General features: G+C 66.5%; 17 protein-coding genes. 15 read left to right on the forward strand and 2 right to left on the reverse strand.

All coding sequences use genetic code 11. The features are described 5' to 3' along the window. The first annotated feature begins 29 nt into the window (after positions 1–29). The 8 genes from QX128_RS26940 to QX128_RS26975 all read left to right on the forward strand — a co-directional run bounded on the left by QX128_RS26940 (position 30) and on the right by QX128_RS26975 (position 7,461). Complete coding sequence (locus tag QX128_RS26940) at positions 30–1,055, forward strand: amidohydrolase family protein (RefSeq protein ID WP_316183233.1); 1,026 nt, start codon at positions 30–32, stop codon at positions 1,053–1,055. A gap of 29 nt (positions 1,056–1,084) precedes the next feature. Further along, positions 1,085–1,768, forward strand: coding sequence for a 4-carboxy-4-hydroxy-2-oxoadipate aldolase/oxaloacetate decarboxylase (ligK, locus tag QX128_RS26945; protein WP_316238990.1), 684 nt, complete (start codon positions 1,085–1,087; stop codon positions 1,766–1,768). A 6-nt stretch (positions 1,769–1,774) separates the two neighbouring features. Continuing rightward, the gene (locus QX128_RS26950; RefSeq protein ID WP_316238991.1) at positions 1,775–2,698 is read left to right on the forward strand and encodes an NAD(P)-dependent oxidoreductase; all 924 of its coding nucleotides are present in this window, start codon (positions 1,775–1,777) and stop codon (positions 2,696–2,698) included. Between the two features lie 8 nt (positions 2,699–2,706). Then, complete coding sequence (locus QX128_RS26955; protein ID WP_316238992.1) at positions 2,707–3,621, forward strand: amidohydrolase family protein; 915 nt, start codon at positions 2,707–2,709, stop codon at positions 3,619–3,621. A gap of 12 nt (positions 3,622–3,633) precedes the next feature. Further along, complete coding sequence (gene ligA / locus QX128_RS26960) at positions 3,634–4,023, forward strand: protocatechuate 4,5-dioxygenase subunit alpha (RefSeq protein WP_006609598.1); 390 nt, start codon at positions 3,634–3,636, stop codon at positions 4,021–4,023. After that, positions 4,024–4,887, forward strand: coding sequence for a class III extradiol dioxygenase subunit beta (locus QX128_RS26965; RefSeq protein WP_316183237.1), 864 nt, complete (start codon positions 4,024–4,026; stop codon positions 4,885–4,887). It abuts the gene before it with no gap. Continuing rightward, on the forward strand, positions 4,888–5,847 hold the full coding sequence (locus QX128_RS26970; protein WP_315802434.1) for a Gfo/Idh/MocA family oxidoreductase: 960 nt from the start codon (positions 4,888–4,890) through the stop codon (positions 5,845–5,847). 117 nt (positions 5,848–5,964) lie between these two features. Continuing rightward, positions 5,965–7,461, forward strand: a complete 1,497-nt coding sequence (locus QX128_RS26975) for an AMP nucleosidase (protein WP_316239048.1) — start codon at positions 5,965–5,967, stop codon at positions 7,459–7,461. A gap of 20 nt (positions 7,462–7,481) precedes the next feature. Here the strand turns inward: QX128_RS26975 and QX128_RS26980 are convergent, their stop codons facing one another. Beyond that, the gene (locus QX128_RS26980; protein ID WP_409997925.1) at positions 7,482–7,805 is read right to left on the reverse strand and encodes a winged helix-turn-helix transcriptional regulator; all 324 of its coding nucleotides are present in this window, start codon (positions 7,803–7,805) and stop codon (positions 7,482–7,484) included. Between the two features lie 180 nt (positions 7,806–7,985). Between QX128_RS26980 and QX128_RS26985 the strand changes: the two genes are divergently transcribed. Continuing rightward, on the forward strand, positions 7,986–9,104 hold the full coding sequence (locus QX128_RS26985; protein WP_315802436.1) for an NADH:flavin oxidoreductase: 1,119 nt from the start codon (positions 7,986–7,988) through the stop codon (positions 9,102–9,104). A 107-nt stretch (positions 9,105–9,211) separates the two neighbouring features. Here QX128_RS26985 and QX128_RS26990 read toward each other — a convergent pair whose 3' ends face one another. After that, positions 9,212–10,375: a cytochrome P450 gene (locus tag QX128_RS26990; protein WP_315802437.1), complete on the reverse strand. Its 1,164-nt coding sequence runs from the start codon at positions 10,373–10,375 to the stop codon at positions 9,212–9,214. A 133-nt stretch (positions 10,376–10,508) separates the two neighbouring features. Here QX128_RS26990 and QX128_RS26995 point away from each other — a divergent pair, with 133 nt between their 5' ends. The 6 genes from QX128_RS26995 to xylA all read left to right on the forward strand — a co-directional run bounded on the left by QX128_RS26995 (position 10,509) and on the right by xylA (position 18,911). Then, positions 10,509–11,429, forward strand: a complete 921-nt coding sequence (locus QX128_RS26995; protein ID WP_316238993.1) for a helix-turn-helix domain-containing protein — start codon at positions 10,509–10,511, stop codon at positions 11,427–11,429. A 171-nt stretch (positions 11,430–11,600) separates the two neighbouring features. Continuing rightward, positions 11,601–12,773, forward strand: a complete 1,173-nt coding sequence (gene pobA, locus QX128_RS27000) for a 4-hydroxybenzoate 3-monooxygenase (RefSeq protein WP_316238994.1) — start codon at positions 11,601–11,603, stop codon at positions 12,771–12,773. 900 nt (positions 12,774–13,673) lie between these two features. Beyond that, on the forward strand, positions 13,674–14,888 hold the full coding sequence (locus QX128_RS27005) for a sensor domain-containing diguanylate cyclase (protein WP_316238995.1): 1,215 nt from the start codon (positions 13,674–13,676) through the stop codon (positions 14,886–14,888). A 101-nt stretch (positions 14,889–14,989) separates the two neighbouring features. Continuing rightward, entirely contained in the window at positions 14,990–16,018 is a 1,029-nt protein-coding gene (locus QX128_RS27010; protein ID WP_315802441.1) for a LacI family DNA-binding transcriptional regulator, read from the forward strand. 116 nt (positions 16,019–16,134) lie between these two features. Then, positions 16,135–17,592 carry a xylulokinase gene (gene xylB / locus QX128_RS27015; protein ID WP_316238996.1) on the forward strand — a complete coding sequence of 486 codons (1,458 nt, stop codon included), beginning with the start codon at positions 16,135–16,137 and terminating at the stop codon, positions 17,590–17,592. Next, positions 17,589–18,911, forward strand: coding sequence for a xylose isomerase (gene xylA / locus QX128_RS27020; RefSeq protein WP_316238997.1), 1,323 nt, complete (start codon positions 17,589–17,591; stop codon positions 18,909–18,911). Before xylB ends, xylA begins: the two co-directional genes overlap by 4 nt. Positions 18,912–18,918 lie beyond the last annotated feature (7 nt).

Consider the following 18,918-nt stretch of genomic DNA (forward strand, 5'->3'; position numbering starts at 1 on the left):
TCGCGAGACAATCTGAGGGAGAGACTGACGTGATCATCGACGTGCACGGCCATTACACGACGGCTCCGAAGGCGCTCGAAGAGTGGCGCAACCGGCAGATCGCGGGCATCAAGGATCCCTCCGTCATGCCCAAGGCGTCGGAGCTTTCGATCAGCGACGATGAGCTGCGCGAGAGCATCGAGAGCAACCAGCTCAAGAAGATGAAGGAGCGAGGCAGCGACCTCACCGTGTTCTCGCCGCGCGCGAGTTTCATGGCCCACCATATCGGCGACTTCCAGGTGTCCTCGACCTGGGCTGGGATCTGCAACGAGCTCTGCTACCGCGTCAGCAAGCTGTTCCCGGACAATTTCATCGGCGTCGCCATGCTGCCGCAGTCGCCGGGCGTGGACCCCAAGACCTGCATTCCCGAACTCGAGAAGTGCATCAAGGAGTACGGCTTCGTCGGCATCAACCTCAACCCGGACCCCTCGGGCGGCCACTGGACCTCGCCGCCGCTGTCGGACCGGCACTGGTACCCGATCTACGAGAAGATGGTCGAGCTCGACATCCCCGCGATGATCCACGTCTCGACCAGCTGCAACGCCTGCTTCCACACCACGGGCGCGCACTATCTCAACGCCGACACCACCGCGTTCATGCAGTGCCTGACGTCCGACCTGTTCAAGGACTTCCCGACCCTGAAGTTTCTGATCCCGCATGGCGGCGGCGCGGTGCCGTATCACTGGGGCCGGTTCCGCGGCCTCGCCCAGGAGCTGAAGAAGCCGCTGTTGAAGGACCATCTGCTCAACAACATCTTCTTCGACACCTGCGTCTATCACCAGCCGGGCATCGACCTCCTGACCGGCGTGATCCCGATCGACAACATCCTGTTCGCGTCGGAAATGATCGGCGCCGTCCGCGGCATCGATCCGGAGACCGGCTTCTACTACGACGACACCAAGCGCTACATCGAGGCCGCCAAGCTGACCCCCGAGCAGCGCCACCAGATCTACGAAGGCAATGCGCGGCGCGTGTTCCCGCGTCTCGACGCCGCGTTGAAGGCCAAGGGCAAGTAATCTAAAGGGCAGGCGATATGAGCACCCCCATGAACAATCTCGGCATCGTCAAGACGAAGATCAACCGCGCCGACAAGGCGGCGGTGGAGAAGCTGTCGAAGTTCGGCGTCGCCACCATCCACGAGGCGATGGGCCGCGTCGGCCTGATGCAATGCTACATGCGCCCGATCTATCCGACGGCGAAGATGTGCGGCACGGCCGTCACGGTGCTGCTGCAGCCCGGCGACAACTGGATGCTGCATGTCGCGGCCGAGCAGATCCAGCCCGGCGACGTCGTCGTCGCGGCCTGCACGGTCGAGAACACCGACGGCTTCTTCGGCGATCTCCTGGCGACCAGCTTCCGCGCCCGCGGCGCCCAGGGCCTCGTCATCGACGGCGGCGTCCGTGACGTCGCCGATCTCACCGACATGCAGTTCCCGGTGTTCTCGCGCGCGATCTCCGCGCGCGGCACGGTCAAGGCCACGCTCGGCTCGGTCAACATCCCGATCGTCTGCGCCGGCGCCGCGGTCAATCCGGGCGACGTGATCGTCGCCGATGTTGATGGCATCGTCGTGGTGCCGGCCGCGGTCGCACATCAGGCGGCGGATGCGGCCGCGGCGCGCGAGGCCAACGAGGCCGACAAGCGCGAGAAGCTGGCGTCGGGCGTGCTCGGCCTCGACATGTACAAGATGCGCGAGCCGCTGGCGAAGGCCGGGCTCAAATACATCGATTGAGCAGCGATGACCGCGGCGTCGAACCAGTGGCATGTCGGGCTGATCGGCTACGGCGAGGTCGGCAAGATCCTCGCCGAGGATCTGCGCAAGGATGGCGTGCGCGTCTCGGCCTATGATGTGAAGCTGGCGGACAGCCGCGGCGACGCGATGCGCAGCCATGCCGAGAGCATCGGCGTGACGCTCACGGCCTCGCATGCCGAACTGGCGGCGCAGGCCGACTTCATCGTCTCGGCAGTGACCGCCAGTCAGGACGTGGCGGTGGCGGAAGCCTGCGCTCCGAAGATCAAGCCAGGTGCGTGGTTCCTCGACTTCAACTCGGCTTCGCCCGGCGCCAAGCAGCGCGCGGCCGCGTTGATCGACGGCGCCGGCGGCCGCTATGTCGAAGGCGCGGTGATGACCTCGGTGCCGCCCTATCGCATCAAGGTGCCGCTGCTGCTGGGAGGCGCCGGCGCGCGCGAGCTGGCCCCGCTGCTCAACGATCTCGGCTTCGCCGCCAAGCCCGCCAGCGACAAGCTCGGCGTGGCCTCGGCCACAAAGATGTGCCGCAGCATCATGATCAAGGGCCTGGAGGCGATGGTGATCGAGAGCTTCACCACCGCCCGCGCCTATGGCGTCGAGGACGCGGTGCTGGCCTCGCTGAAGGAGACCTTTCCCGGGATCGACTGGGAGAAGCAGGGCGCCTATTTCTTTCAGCGGGTCATCGAGCATGGCCGCCGCCGCGCCGAGGAGGTGAGGGAGGTGGCCGAGACCGTACGCGACATCGGGCTGACGCCGTGGTCGGCGGACGGCACCGCCGAGCGCCAGGCCTGGGTCGCCGATCTCGCCGATGACGGCCTGTTCGGCACGCGCGGCACCAAGGAATTCGCGCGCAGCCCGGACTGGCGCACCGAGGCCGATCGTATCATTAACAAGATCAAGTCCAAGGAGTAGGGAACCTCATGGAGTTCCAGAAGACCCCGGGATGGCTCGACTGGTACGACGGCCCGTCGAAGCCGCGCTTCAAGGTGCCGGCCGGCAGCGTCGACGCGCATTGCCACGTGTTCGGCCCTGGCGCCGAATTCCCCTATGCGCCCGAGCGCAAGTACACGCCCTGCGACGCCTCCAAGCAGCAGCTCTACGCGCTGCGCGACCATCTCGGCTTCGCCCGCAACGTCGTGGTGCAGGCGACCTGCCACGGTGCCGACAACCGCGCGATGGTCGATGTGCTGGCGCATTCGAACGGCAAGGCGCGCGGTGTCGCCACTGTCAAGCGCAGCGTCACCGACGCCGAGTTGCAGGCGATGCACGACGCCGGCGTGCGCGGCGTCCGCTTCAACTTCGTCAAGCGCCTGGTCGACTTCACGCCGAAGGACGAGTTGATCGAGATCGCCAACCGCATCAACAAGCTCGGCTGGCACGTCGTGATCTATTTCGAAGCCGTCGACCTGCCCGAGCTGTGGGACTTCTTCACGTCGCTGCCGACCACCGTCGTCGTCGACCACATGGGTCGTCCTGACGTGACCAAGCCGGTCGATGGCCCGGAGTTCGAGCTGTTCGTGAAGTTCATGCGCGAGCATTCCAACGTCTGGTCCAAGGTGAGCTGCCCGGAGCGTCTCTCGGTCAAGGGACCCCCAGCGCTGAACGGCGAGCAGAACGCCTATCGCGACGTGGTGCCGTTTGCGAAGCGCATCGTCGAGACTTTCCCGGATCGCGTGCTGTGGGGCACCGACTGGCCGCATCCGAACCTCAAGGACCACATGCCCGATGACGGCCTGCTGGTCGACTTCATTCCCCACATCGCCGTCACCGCGGAGCTGCAGCAGAAGCTCCTGGTCGACAATCCGATGCGGCTGTACTGGCCCGAAGAATCCTGAAGGAGGGAAGCGATGTCGCTCGACAAACCCTATACCGACGTTCCCGGCACGACCATCTTCGACGCGGACATGTCGCGGATGGGTTATCACCTCAACCAGTTCTGCATGTCCTTGATGAAGGCGGAGAACCGCGCCCGCTTCAAGGCCAACGAGCGCGCCTATCTCGACGAATGGCCGATGAGCGAGGAGCAGAAGCAGGCCGTGCTCGACCGCGACCTCAACCGCTGCATTGCGCTTGGTGGCAACATCTACTTCCTGGCCAAGATCGGCGCGACCGACGGCAAGAGCTTTCAGCAGATGGCCGGCAGCATGACCGGCATGACCGAAGAACAGTATCGCGAGATGATGATCAAGGGCGGCCGCTCGGTTGAGGGCAACCGCTACACCGGGGAGAAGAAGTAAATGGCAAAAATCTCCGCAAGCGTTTTCACCTCGCACGTGCCGGCGATCGGCGCAGCTCTCGACCTCGGCAAGACCGGCGAGGACTATTGGAAGCCGGTGTTCGCTGGCTACGACTTCGCCAAGCAGTGGGAGAAGGAGCAGAAGCCTGATGTCGTGTTCCTGGTCTTCAACGACCACGCGACCGCCTTCAGCCTGGACATGATTCCCACGTTCGCGATCGGCACTGCGGCCGAGTATCAGCCGGCCGACGAGGGCTGGGGCCCGCGCCCGGTGCCCAAGGTGATCGGGCATCCGAAGCTCGCCGCGCATATCGCGCAGTCGGTGATCCAGGACGATTTCGACCTCACCATCGTCAACAAGATGGACGTCGACCACGGCCTGACCGTGCCGCTTAGCCTCGTGTTCGGCCAGGTCGATGCCTGGCCGTGTCCGGTGATCCCGTTCGCCGTCAACGTCGTGCAATATCCGGTGCCGTCGGGCCGCCGCTGCTTCATGCTGGGCAAGGCGATCCGCAAGGCGATCGAGAGCTATGACGAGCCGCTCAACGTGCAGATCTGGGGCACCGGTGGCATGAGCCACCAGTTGCAGGGTCCGCGCGCCGGCCTGATCAACCGGGAATGGGACAACGCCTTCCTCGACAAGCTGATCAACGATCCCGAAGGCCTGTCCAAGGTGCCGCATATCGACTACGTCCGAGAGGCCGGCAGCGAGGGCATCGAGCTCGTGATGTGGCTGATCGCGCGCGGCGCCATGAGCGACGTCAACGAGACCAAGAAGGGCAACGCTCCGACCGTGCGCCACCGCTTCTATCATGTGCCGGCCAGCAACACCGCGGTCGGCCATCTGATCCTGGAGAACAACTAAATGGCCAAGACGATCAAGGTCGCGCTCGCCGGCGCCGGCGCCTTCGGCATCAAGCATCTCGACGGCATCAAGAACATCGATGGCGTCGAGGTGGTGTCGCTGGTCGGCCGCCGCTTCGACCAGACCAAGGAAGTCGCCGACAAATACGGCATCAAGCACGTCGCGACTGAGCTCGCCGACAGCCTCAAGCTGCCGGAGGTCGACGCGGTCATTCTCTGCACGCCGACGCAGATGCACGCGGCGCAGGCGATCGACTGCCTCAAGGCCGGCAAGCACGTGCAGGTCGAGATTCCGCTCGCCGACTCCTTGAAGGACGCGCAGCAGGTCGTCGAGCTGCAGAAGGAGACCAAGCTGGTCGCGATGTGCGGTCACACCCGCCGCTTCAATCCCAGCCACCAGTTCGTGCACAAGAAGATCAAGGCCGGCGAGTTCCACATCCAGCAGATGGATGTGCAGACCTACTTCTTCCGCCGCACCAACATGAATGCGCTGGGCCAGCCGCGCAGCTGGACGGACCATCTGCTGTGGCACCACGCCGCCCACACCGTCGACCTGTTCGCGTATCAGGCGGGCTCGCCGATCGTGAAGGCCAATGCGATCCAGGGGCCGATCCACCCGACCTTGGGCATCGCGATGGACATGTCGATCCAGCTCAAGGCCGCCAATGGCGCGATCTGCACGCTCTCGCTTTCGTTCAACAATGACGGTCCGCTCGGCACCTTCTTTCGCTACATCGGCGACACCGGCACCTACATCGCGCGTTACGACGATCTGGTGAACGGCAAGGAGGAGAAGATCGACGTCTCCAAGGTCGATGTCTCCATGAACGGCATCGAGCTGCAGGACCGCGAGTTCTTCGCCGCGATCCGCGAGGGCCGCGAGCCCAACGCGTCCGTTGCCCAGGTGCTGCCCTGCTACCAGGTGCTGCACGACCTCGACGCGCAGCTCGCGAAGGGCTGAGCCGATTCCCTCCTCGCGTCTCGGCGCGCGGGGAGGGGACCCTCGGCGGCGCCTGGAAGATCCGCCGACGAGCGTTGCACTCGTATGGCGGCTTCGCTTACCATCGGCTTCAGCAAGATGAGGCCGCCCTTGACCGTGCAATCGCCGCAACCGTTCCAGACCGAAAGCTTTACCGACGCGGCCGCCGCGGTGGCCCGGCTCGAGGAGATCTACGAGCGCAACACGGCGTTCCTGCGCGGCCATTTCGAGGCCTATGCCAACGGCGTCGTGCCGGCGACACGGATCCGCGCCACCTATCCCTTCGTGCGGCTGACGACCGCAAGTCATGCCCGGCTCGACTCGCGTCTGGCCTATGGCTTCGTCGCAGGGCCCGGCGTGCACGAGACCAGCGTGACGCGGCCAGACCTGTTCCGTTCGTATCTCACCGAGCAGATCCGTCTGCTGGTGGAGAACCACGGCATGCCGGTCGAGATCGGCGAGTCGGCCGAGCCGATCCCGGTGCATTTCGCCTATCGCCGCGACATCAACATCGAGACGGCGCTTCCGCACCACGAGAGCCCGTTGGTGACGCGCTCGCTGCGCGACGTGTTCGACGCTCCGGATCTCGCGACCATGGACGATGCGATCGCCGACGGCACGCTCGAGCTGAAGCCCGGCATGCCGGAGCCGCTCTCGCTGTTCCGCGCCGCGCGCGTCGACTACTCGCTGCGTCGGCTCTATCACTACACCGGGACCGACCCGGACCATTTCCAGAATTTCGTGATCTTCACGAACTATCAGTTCTATGTCGACGCCTTCGCCGATTGGGGCCGCCAGCAGCTGGCGGCCGCGCAGGGGGCAGCCGAGGCCTTCGTCGAGCCGGGCAATGTGATCACGCGAACCGCGCGGCTCGGCGGCGGAACCACGGGCTCCGCGCCGGCGCGCACGCCACAGATGCCGGCGCTTCATCTGGTCGAGCCAGGCCATCAGGGGATCACACTGATCAACATCGGCACCGGCCCGTCGAATGCGCGCAACGTCACTGACCACATTGCGGTGCTGCGGCCGCATGCCTGGCTGATGGTCGGCCACTGCGCGGGACTGCGCAACACTCAGCGGCTCGGCGACTACGTCCTCGCGCACGGCTACGTCCGCGAGGACCACGTGCTCGACCAGGAGCTGCCGCCCTGGGTGCCGATCCCCGCGCTGGCCGAGGTGCAGGTCGCGCTCGAAGAGGCCGTGGAGACGGTGACCGGCTATTCCGGCTTTGAGCTGAAGCGGGTGATGCGGACCGGCACGGTGGCCAGCGTCGATAACCGCAATTGGGAGATCTCCGGCCCTGGGGTGATCCGCCGCTTGTCGCAGTCGCGCGCCGTCGCGCTCGACATGGAGTCCGCCGCCATCGCCGCCAACGGCTATCGCTTCCGCGTGCCCTACGGCACCTTGCTCTGCGTCTCCGACAAGCCGCTGCATGGCGAGATCAAGCTCGCCGGCATGGCCGGCGACTTCTACCGGCAGCGCGTCGGCCAGCATCTTCAGATCGGGCTGAAGGCGCTGGAACTGCTGAAGCACCAGGAGTCGGAGCGGCTGCATTCGCGCAAGCTGCGCAGCTTCGCCGAAGTCGCCTTTCAATAGCGGTCTGCGACCGCCGCCGATCAGCGGCCGCGGCGCTCGTCGAAGGCCTGACGCGCCTGCTCGACCTCGGGCATCTTGGCGATGGTCCAGGCGTAGAGCGCGCGGAATGGCGGCTGCAGGGTCCGGCCGAGCGGCGTGATCTCGTACTGGACGGCAACGGGCGAGTCCGCGATCACCTCCCGCGCGACGAGGCCGTTGCGCTCAAGCCGGCGCAGGCATTGCGTCAGCGCCTTCTGGGTGACGCCCTCGAGCTGCTTCTTGACCGCGTTGAAGCGCAACGGCCCGCCGTCCAGCACGGCCAGCACCATCATCGACCATTTGTCGGCGATCTGGTCGATCAGCACCCGGCTCGGGCACTCCGACGAGAAGTGCTGCGGCTTGCAGCGGAGCGGGGCGGTCTCTGATGTCGACGCGACGGTCACGACGCGGTTTCCTCTGATATACCTGAGCGACTTCGGGTGCCTGATTGACTTCAGGTTTACGAAGTATACTGGAGCGGTTCCGAACGCAATGGAGCCCTCTGAATGTCCGACCTCGATACCAGCGTGCTGTTTCGTCCGTTTCGCCTGAAGTCGCTGGAGCTGAAGAACCGCATCGTCATGGCGCCGATGACCCGCAACGCGGCGCCGAATGGCGTTCCCGGCGAGGCCAATGCCGCTTATTACCGTCGCCGCGCCGAAGGCGGCGTGGGGCTGATCCTGACCGAGGGCACTGTCGTCAACCGTCCGGCCTCGCGCAACGAGCCCAATATTCCCTTCTTCCACGGTGACGCAGCCCTGGCCGGCTGGCGGAGCGTGGCGAGCGCCGTACACGCGGCCGGCGGCCGCATCGCGCCACAGATCTGGCACACCGGCTCGACCAAGGGCATGAGCCGCTGGGAGCCTGATGCGCCGGTCGAGAGCCCGTCCGGGCTGGTTGCGCCTGGCAAGCCGCGCGGCAACGCGATGACCGAGAACGACATCGCCGACACCGTCGCCGCATTCGCGCAGGCCGCGGCCGACGCCAAGCGCACGGGCTTCGACACCCTCGAGATCCACGGCGCCCACGGCTATCTGATCGACGAGTTCTTCTGGTCCGGCACCAACAAGCGCGAGGATCGCTATGGCGGCGCCAGCATCAAGGAGCGCTCGCGCTTCGCCGGCGAAATCGTCGCCGCGATCCGCAAGGCGGTGGGGCCGGATTTTCCGATCATCCTGCGCGTCAGCCAGTGGAAGCAGCAGGACTATGCGGCGCGCCTCGCCGAGACGCCGGCGCTGATGGCCGACTGGCTGCAGCCGCTGGTCGCGGCCGGCGTCGACATCCTGCACTGCTCGCAGCGCCGTTTCTGGGAGCCGGAATTCCCGGACGTCGACGGCGAGAAGGGCCTGAACTTCGCCGGCTGGGCCAAGAAGATCACGGGCGCCGCGACCATCAGCGTCGGCTCGGTCGGCCTGTCCGACGAGTTCTTCTCGGCGTTCGCCGGCAAGCCGTCGACGACAGCCGATCTCGATGCGCTGCTGGAGCGCATGGCCAAGGAGGAGTTCGACCTCATCGCGGTCGGCCGCGCGCTGATCAGCGATGCCGAATGGGTCGCCAAGATCAAGTCCGGCGACAAGGCGGGCCTGAAGGGCTTCAGCGCGGCGGATCTCGGCGCGCTGGTTTGAGCTCTGGTAAACCGGTTGGCGCCTCCCTCGCCCCGCGCAAGCGGGGCGAGGGAGCGTACCGTCCGCGAGGTGCGTGCTCGAGCCCGCCATCCCGTCCTTGCGACCGACTAATGAGCCGTCAGCTCCAGGTACATCGGGCTGCGGAAGGTCGATGACGGCATCCAGGGCAGTTGCTCCTGGGTGCGGCGATAGTCCGGCACGACCTTGTGCAGCTCGTCGAACGCGATCCTGATCGCCATGCGCGCGATCGCCGATCCCAGGCAGGCATGCACGCCGCCGCCGAAGCCGAGGTGGCCGCGCGGCTTGCGCGTGATGTCGTAGACGTCGGGATTGGGAAACTGCCGCTCGTCGCGATTGGCGGAGCCGTAGGCGAGGCAGACGAAATCGCCCTCGCGCATGGTCTGGCCGTGCAGGGTGAGATCCTTCTGCAGGCAGCGGCGGAAACGCTGCGCCGAGGTGTTGAAGCGCAGCGACTCCTCGACGGCGTCCGCCAGCAGATCGGGATTGGCGACGACCGCACGGCGGGCGTCGTCGTGATCGGCGAGATTGTAGGCCAGCATCGTCATGAAGCCGCCGAGAGACTCGATGCCGGCCATGATCAGCGTGGTCGTCGTCAGCAGCACCTCGCGCTCGTCGAGCTTGTCGCCGTCGATCTCGGCCATGCTGAAATGCGAGATCAGATCGTTCTGCGGCCGCGCCCGGCGCTCCGCGATGATGCCGGCCGCATAGTCCTGCATCCAGTTGTAGGCTGCGATGTGCTGCGGTCCCTTGGCGCGGCTCACCGGATCGCTCTGCACCATGAGCACCGCCTTGTCGCGCACCGTCTGCTCGTCGCCGAGCGGCAGGCCGAGTGCGGCGAACAGCACGCGCACCGTGAACTTCGACGAGAAGGCGTCGATGAAGTCGAACCGGTCCTGGCCGCGCAGCGCCTCGGCGCTGTCGCGCGCGATGTCGCGGATCGGGCCTGACAGGCTCTCCAGATTGCGCTTCATGAAGGCATGCTGGACGAGGCCACGCAGCCGGTCATGGCGCGGCGGATCGGTGGTGCCGAGCGTCGCGCCGGCGCGGTTCGGCAGCTCGGTCATCAGGTTGCCCTTGGCCGACGAATAGGTCTGCCAGTTCGTGCCCGCCGCTGCCACGTCGGCATAGCGCGACAGGATCCACATCTGGGCTTGCTGGCTCCAGAAGCAGGGGTGCTCGTCGCGCAGCGTCTTGTAGAACGGGAACGGGTCGGCATCGACCGCCGGCGAATACGGGTCGAACGTGAACATGTCGGGCCTCCTCTCCATTGAGTGTGGTCGTTGTTGTTCTTTTCACTGATCTAGCCGAGCCGTGGCCGCGGCGTGAGACACGAAAGCCGGTCAAGACTTGTACTTTTCCGACATTCGGGGTTAGCTCTCGCTCATGCCCCGCTTTCGCACCAAGCCGTCGATCCCGGCCTTCGCGCTGTACGGCGAAGCCTCCGCCGCGCAGCCGGACATGCTGCATGTCGAGCCGATCCAGGTGCGCAGCAAGCTGTATCGCTGGGAAATCGAGGCGCATACGCATCAGGGCCTGCATCAGATCCTCTGGGTCGCCTCCGGCCCGGCCGAGATCGCCTTGGACGAAAGCCGCGAGCGCTGTACCGGCCCGGTCGCCGTGATCATTCCCCCCGGCGTCGTCCATGCCTTCCGCTTCTCGCGCGACACCGACGGCTATGTGCTGACGTTCAATCCGCGGGCGGTCGTCGAGGGCGACGTGCCGGCGACCGGCGAGGCGCTGCGCGACCTGTTTGCAGCGCCGCAAATCCTGCATCTGGAGCCGCAAGCCGTTGCGACGGGCCGGATCGGCACGCTGTTCGTCGACCTCGCCGACGAGTTCGCCGCGGCCGATTCCGCGGCCTCGCCGGTGCCGCACTGGCTCGGGCGCTCGATCGTGTGGCGGCTGGCGCAGCAGAGCGCGCGGCAGTCGCAAGGCGGGCGGCGCGGCAGCGGGCACGCGGATCTGTTCACCCGCTTCATCGTGCTGGTCGAGGCGCATCACCGCGATCACTGGTCGGTGGCGCGCTACGCCGACGAGCTCGGCATGACGCCGGAGCGGCTCAATCGGTTGACGCGGGCCGAGACCGGCCAGTCCGCGCTCGACATCGTGCATGCGCGTCTGGCCCGTGAGGCCTGTCGTCGGCTGACCTATATTGCAGCGCCGGTGTCGAAGCTGGCGTTCGAGCTCGGTTTCAAGGACCCGGCCTATTTCTGCCGCTTCTTCAAGCGCCACACCGGGGCGAGCCCGCGCGACTATCGGCGCGCAATGGGTGTCGGAGACGGCGCGGCGCCGCCGGCCGGCTGACCGGCGCCGCCCGATACCGCCGCCGCATTCGTTTTGCGTCGCGGCATGGTGTTGGAAAAGTACAAGAGAATGCCGCGTCCATCCAAGTGATCCTGCGCATTCCTTGGTAAAATCCGCGACTGCAAAGCATACCCAATAAGCCTGCGTCTGCGAATCCGGGAGAACACGCCCATGAAAGTCCAAGTCTGCATCATCGGCGGAGGCCCGTCGGGGCTGATGCTGTCGCAGCTCCTGCATCTGCAGGGCATCGATACGATCATCCTGGAGAAATCCAGCCGCGACTACGTGCTGTCGCGCATCCGTGCCGGCGTGCTCGAGCACGGCTTTGCCGAGCTGATGCGCGAGGCGCAGTGCGGCGAGCGCATGGACCGCGAGGGCGAGATCCATCACGGCTTCTACATCGCCCATGACGGCAAGCTCGACCGCGTCGACCTGCACAAATATTCCGGCGGCAACTCGGTGATGGTCTACGGCCAGACCGAGCTGACGCGTGATCTCTACGAGGCCCGCGACAAGCTTGGCGGCAAGGTCGTGCACAACGCGGCCGACGTCACGCCGCACGACATCGCCTCCGACAAGCCCTACGTCACCTATCGCAGCGGTGAGGAGGTGATCCGTGTCGACTGCGACTACATCATCGGCGCCGACGGCTTTCATGGCGTCAGCCGCAAGTCGATCCCGCACGACAAGCTGACGGAGTACGAGCGGGTGTATCCGTTCGGCTGGCTCGGCGTGCTGTCGCGCACCAAGCCGGTGTCGCCGGAGCTGATCTATGCCAAGCACGAGCGCGGCTTCGCGCTGTGCTCGCTGCGCTCCCAGGTGCTGAGCCGCTATTACGTCCAGGTGCCGCTCACCGACAAGGTCGAGGACTGGAGCGACGATGCGTTCTGGGAGGAGCTGAAGCGCCGCCTGCCCAATGAGATCGCGGCCAAGCTGATCACTGGCCCGTCGATCGAGAAGAGCATCGCGCCGCTGCGCAGCTTCGTCGCCGAGCCGATGCGCTACGGCCGGCTGTTCCTCGCCGGCGACGCCGCCCATATCGTGCCGCCGACCGGCGCGCGCGGGCTGAACTCGGCGGCGTCCGACATCTACTATCTCTATCATGCGCTGCTCGACCATTACAAAAAGGGCGACGACACCGGCATCGACGGCTACTCCAAGCGCGCGCTGGCGCGGATCTGGAAGGCGCAGCGCTTCTCGTGGTGGATGACGACGCTGCTGCATCGCTTCCCCGACCGGCTGTCCTACGACGACAGACTTCAGGACACCGAGCTCGCCTATCTGTTCTCGTCGGAGGCCGCGCAGCGGTCGCTGGCGGAGAACTATGTCGGACTGCCGTTCTGAGTGATGCCCGCGCTCCGTGCTTCGCCTGCGTTGATTGTGGCGCAAGCGCATCGGCAAAATCCGCTGTCGTCCCGGCCTTGAGCCGGGACCCATACCCGCCGGGAGCGGTTTGAGGTAGGCTGGCCACTGGCTTTGTGCCATTCACGTCGGCTGCGGCGGCGTATGGATCGCGGATCGGCGCCGTGCCGCGCTTTGCGCGTCGCGGCTTGTCCGGGACGACGGCTTTGGGCGGGGCGGTATTCACGGCTCAAACAGCGAAGCAGGCAAGAGAGACATGATATCTCGTTCTCGCGGCTCGTTACGCCCGAGGTCTGCGATCAACGTGTCCCTCTAAAATGAGAGGGCGCAGGGAATGCCGGGTGAAGGCCTCACCCATGGCCCGCCTGCGAAAAAAATGCAGGCGGCAGGTACCACAGGTGCAGCCGATCAACCGGCATTCCCTGCGCGGCAGTCTCACGCTTATACGCAGTCGCCCTGGTGCGCCGGGCTTGTTGGCCACCATCCCCACGCGAAGCAAAGCTTCGTCGCGGGTTAACACCAGCTTCGGGGTGTCAGGCCGCCGCGACTTCACGTCCGCAAGCGATCGTTCGTCCGCCCGCTCTCAACGAGCCTGCTGCGATCTCTCGCGGCCACCGCATCCCCGCCTCGCGTGTCGTGACGATCGCGCGCAACGCCCCTCTCGTTGAGGCGGGATGGCGGGAGATAATCACGAATTCGGATAAATGGCAAGATGATTATTTTTATCGGAAGATGGCGCCGGCTGGCCGGCCGATGGCAGGCAGGCCGGCCCTCGGGCGGTTCCCCCGCCGGACGTCGTGCTTCCTGTTAGGAATTTGCTCATTCTCCTCCTCAATCCGGCGTTAAGTCCCTCCGCGAGAAGCTGTCGGCGAGGAGTTGCCGATGTCAGCCCACCACCACGACGATGCCCGCCGCCTGGAAGCCCTTGCCGAACTCGACATCCTTGATACACCCAGCGAGCTCGCCTTCGACCGTCTCACCGGCCTGTGCCGGAAGGTCTTTGGCGTCCCGATGTCGACACTCACCCTCATCGACGGCCATCGCCAATGGTTCAAGGCGGCCACAGGGATGGCCAACCGTGAGGGCGAGCGGCGGCCCGCGCTGTGCAACTATGCCATTCAGGAAAGCGAGCCGCTGATCATCCCCGACACGCATCAGGATGCGCGGCTGGTGGACAACGTCCTCGTCAATGGCAAGCCGTTCATTCGGTTCTACGCTGGTGCGCAGCTTCGCATCTCCGGCGTGAACGTCGGCACGCTATGCGCGATGGACACGGCGCCGCGCGAGTTCAGTGCGCACGATGTCGACATGCTGAAGGATCTCGCCGCGATCGCCGTCGACGAGCTGATGCTGCGCAAGCTGAGCATGCGCGACGCTCTCACCGGCGCGCTGTCGCGCCGCGCCTTTCACAACGAAGGCGAGCGGTTGCGGGCGCTGGCCGAGCGTCACGGCCACAAGCTGACATATGCGATGGTCGACATCGATCACTTCAAGTCGGTGAACGACACTTACGGCCATGCCGTCGGCGATCTCGTCCTGGCGAGGCTCATCGAGACCTGGCGGTCGGTGCTGCGGAGCTCCGACGTCATCGGCCGTCTCGGCGGCGAGGAGTTCGGCATTCTGCTGCCGCACACCGGCCTGCACGACGGGCTGGCGGTGCTCGAGAAGATGCGGTCGGCGATTGCCGGCCTGTCGATCGACACGCCATGCGGTCCGATCAGGGTCACCGCCAGTTTCGGAGCTGCGGATCTCGCTCCGCGGCTGGGCTTCGATGCCATGCAGGAACGGGCGGACATGGCGATGTACTCCGCCAAGAACAACGGCCGCAATCAGGTCATCGCCTGGGTGGAGGCGTCACCGTCGATCGCGCCTGCGCTGCGCCGCGTGTTCAAGGCGGGGCAGATCGCGTTCAACGCCGGACGTTCGACGTTCGACTGCACGGTCCGTGCACTGTCCGAACACGCGGCTGCACTGGACGTGATCTCGACGGCGGAGTTGCCGGAGCACTTCAAGCTCGCGATCGCCAGCGACGGCTTCTCACGCGCCTGTCGCATGACGGCGCGGTCCGACAAGCGGATCGAGGTCGCTTTCGTCTAGCTCCCTCGGGGCTTCCAGGCGCGGCCGGGCGCGCCGCCCCTCAAAAATGAGTTGCGCACCTCAAAAACCGCGTTATGGTCCTCAACCCAAAGGGGAGGACCATGAACGCGCCGCTGACATTGCGGGACATTGCGCGACAGGCGGGTGTGAGCCTCGCCACCGTCGACCGCGTGCTGCACAACCGGCCGGGCGTGCGCCCGGACACGGTGCGACGCGTCAAGGACGCCATGGCGCGTAGCGCGTTCCAGCCGCATGCGGCGGCCTCCGAACTCGCCCGTGCCCGCGCGCGGCGCTTTGCCTTCGTGATGCCGTCCGGCATCAATCCCTTCATGCAGCAGATTCAGGCGCATCTCGGCGATCTGGCGAGCTGGATGGCCGCGCGCCGGCTCACGGTCGATGTCGTCACGACCGACGTGTTCGATGCCGCCGTGCTGGCCGCGAAGCTCGAGCAGCTCGTCGGTCAGGTCGACGGCGTCGCGGTGGTGGCGCTCGATCATCCGGGCGTGCGCGCGGCGATCAACGATCTCGTCGAGTCCGGCGCCAAGGTGGTGACGCTGGTGTCGGACGTGCCATCGTCGCGGCGGCAGCATTATGTCGGCATCGACAACATCGCCGCTGGCCGCACCGCGGGGGCGCTGGTCGGACGCTTCGCCGGCGGCAAGGCGGGGCGGATCGCGATCATGGCGGGCTCGCAAGGCCTGCGCGATCATGCCGAGCGCATCTTCGGCTTCGGCCAGGTTCTCGCGGCGGAGTTTCGGCAACTTGAGGTTTTGCCGGTTGCTGAGGGGCATGACGTGGACGATCGCTCAGAGCACCTCATGCGCAAGCTGCTGACCGAGCACCGCGACATCGTCGGGCTCTACAATGTCGGCGCCGGCACGGCCGGCGTCGCCAAAGCGCTGACCGAGTCGGGGCGCGCCGACGACATCGTGTTCGTCGGCCACGACGTGACGGCACTGACGCGCAAGCTGCTGTTGAACGGCGTGATGGACGCGGCGATTTCGCAGAACCCGGGCCACGAGGCGCGCTCCGCAGTGCGTGTGCTGCTGGCGCTGGCGCGCGGCGAGCCGATCCTGAGCGAACAGGAGACGATCCGCATCGACATCGTGATGCGGGACAATCTGCCGTGAGCGGGCGGCCGCGGTGACGCGGTCGTTTGCGTACGGAACGAGAAAGACCGAGGTGCTGGTTTCGAGGCGACAGCAGATCGCCGAAGCGCCTGGCGGTCGGTGGGAGGAGTGGAGTCGTGTTTCTCGGACTGGATGTCGGCACATCCGGCGTGAAGGCCGTGCTGGAGGACGAGGCGGGCGCGCTGATCGCAAGCGCCGGGCGTCCGCTGGCGCTGTCGCATCCGCAGCCGCTGTGGTCCGAGCAGAACCCGGATCACTGGGTCGAGGCCGTCATCGGCGCGGTCGATGATCTCGCGCGGGCGCGTCCGCGCGAGACCGCTGCCGTCAGCGGCATCGGCCTGTCCGGCCAGATGCACGGCGCGACGTTGCTGAACCGCGACGGCCGGCCGCTGCGGCCGGCGATCCTGTGGAATGACGGCCGCTCGCAAGCCGAATGCGCCGAGCTCGAACGCCGCTGCCCCGAACTGCATGCGATCGCCGGCAACCTCGCGATGCCCGGCTTCACCGCGCCGAAGCTCGTCTGGGTGGCGAAGCACGAGCCGAGGATATTTGCCGAGGTCGCGAAAGTGCTGCTGCCGAAGGCCTATGTGCGCTATCGGCTGTCCGGCGAGATGGTCGAGGACATGTCGGATGCGGCCGGCACCCTGTGGCTCGACGTCGGCGCGCGGCGCTGGTCGGAGAAACTGCTGGCGGCGACCGGGCTCGGTCTCGATCACATGCCGCGCCTGGTCGAGGGCAATGAGCGCAGCGCCGTGTTGTCGCCCGAGCTGGCGCGGCGCTGGGGCATGGGCGCTGACGTCGTGATCGCGGGCGGCGCCGGCGACAACGCGGCGAGCGCGATCGGGCTCGGCGCCATCACGCCCGGCGATGCATTCCTGTCGCTCGGCACATCGGGCGTGCTGTTCCGGGTGACCGACCACTTCGCGCCGGTGCCGGAAGCGGCCGTGCATGCGTTCTGCCATGCGCTCGGCGGTCTCTGGCACCAGATGGGCGTGATGCTGTCGGCCGCGGCCTCGCTGGCGTGGCTGGCGCGCATTCTCGAGACGCCGGAAGCCGCGCTGCTCGCGCCGCTCGGTATCAGCGTCGAACGTCCGAGCCCGGTGCAGTTCCTGCCTTATCTCGACGGCGAGCGCACGCCGCACAACGATGCCCATGCCGCCGGCGCCCTGGTCGGGCTGCGCAGCGCCGCCGGCCGCGCTGATCTGGTGCAGGCGGTGCTGGAGGGCGTGGCGTTCGCCTCACGCGACATGTTCGCCGCGCTCGCGCGCAGCGCGCAGCCGATCACAGAGCTCGATCTCGTCGGCGGCGGCTCGCGCTCTTTGTTGTGGGCGCAGATCATGGCCGACGTGCTCGGTGTCACCGTGCACCGGGTCGAGGAGGGCGAGGTCGGCGCCGCCATCGGTGCGTCCAGGCTCGGCCGTCTGGCCGCGACCGGCGAAGCACCGGCCGATGTCTGCCGCAAGCCGCAGCGGCTGCAGAGTTTCGAACCCCGCGCGCCGCAGCGCGCCGCCTACGACGACGCCTACGCGCAATGGCGCAAGCTCTATCCCGCTCTCAAGGAGTGCATCTCGTGAACGTCCAGGCTCCCTTCTTCCAGACCGGCGCGACCGTCAGCTATGTCGGGCCCGAGTCACGCAGCCCGCTGTCGTTCCGCTGGTACGACAAGGACCGTGTCATCCGGGGCAAGCGGATGGAGGATCATCTGCGCTTCGCGGTCTGCTACTGGCATTCGTTCTGCTGGCCGGGCAGCGATCCGTTCGGCGGCGAGACCTTCCTGCGGCCGTGGCAGCATGGCGACGATGCGCTGGCGATGGCGCGCGCCAAGGCCGACGTCGCGTTCGACTTGTTCCGGCTGCTCGACGTGCCGTTCTTCACCTTCCACGACGTCGATGCGGCGCCGGAAGGCGCGACGCTGAAGGAGTCGGTCGCCAATCTCAATGCGATCGGCGACCTGTTCGAGCAGAAGATGGCGTCTGCCAAGGTGCGGCTGCTATGGGGCACGGCCAATCTGTTCTCGCACCGCCGCTACATGGCGGGCGCCGCGACCAATCCGGATCCCGATGTCTTCGCCTATGCCGCCGGGCAGGTGCGCGCCGCGCTCGAGCTGACGCACCGCCTCGGCGGCGCCAACTACGTGCTGTGGGGCGGCCGCGAGGGCTATGAGACCCTGCTCAACACCGACATGAAGCGCGAGCTCGATCAGCTCGGCCGCTTCGTCTCGATGGTCGTCGAGCACAAGCACAAGATCGGCTTCAAGGGCCCGCTGCTGATCGAGCCGAAGCCGAAGGAGCCGACCAAGCATCAGTATGATTTCGATGTCGCCACCTGTTACGGCTTCCTCCAGCGCTATGACCTGCTCGACGACGTCAAGCTCAACATCGAGCAGAACCACGCCATCCTCGCCGGCCATTCGTTCCAGCACGAGATCGCGCTGGCGCAGGCGCTCGGCGTGTTCGGCTCGCTCGACATCAACCGCGGCGACGATCTCTTGGGCTGGGACACCGACCAGTTCGCGATGAACGTGCCGGAGCTGGCGCTGGTGTTCCACGACATGCTCAAGGGCGGCGGCTTCACCACCGGCGGGCTGAACTTCGACGCCAAGATCCGGCGGCAGTCGATCGATCCGGATGATCTGCTGTACGCCCATGTCGGCTCGATGGACGCCTGCGCGCGGGCGCTGATCGCGGCCGACGAGATGCTGACCGACAGCGCGCTGACCGCGCCGCTCGCAGCCCGCTACGCCGGCTGGGACGGCGAGGAGGGGCAGGCGATCCTCGCCGGCCGCCGCTCGCTTGCCGAACTCGCCGACCTCGCCGCCGACACCGGCCTCGATCCGCAGCCGCGCTCCGGCCGGCAGGAATATCTCGAAAGCGTGGTGAACCGCTATGTCTGACGACAGC

The organism is Bradyrhizobium sp. SZCCHNR1015 (assembly GCF_032489875.1).
In the GTDB taxonomy this organism is placed as follows: Bacteria; Pseudomonadota; Alphaproteobacteria; order Rhizobiales; family Xanthobacteraceae; genus Bradyrhizobium.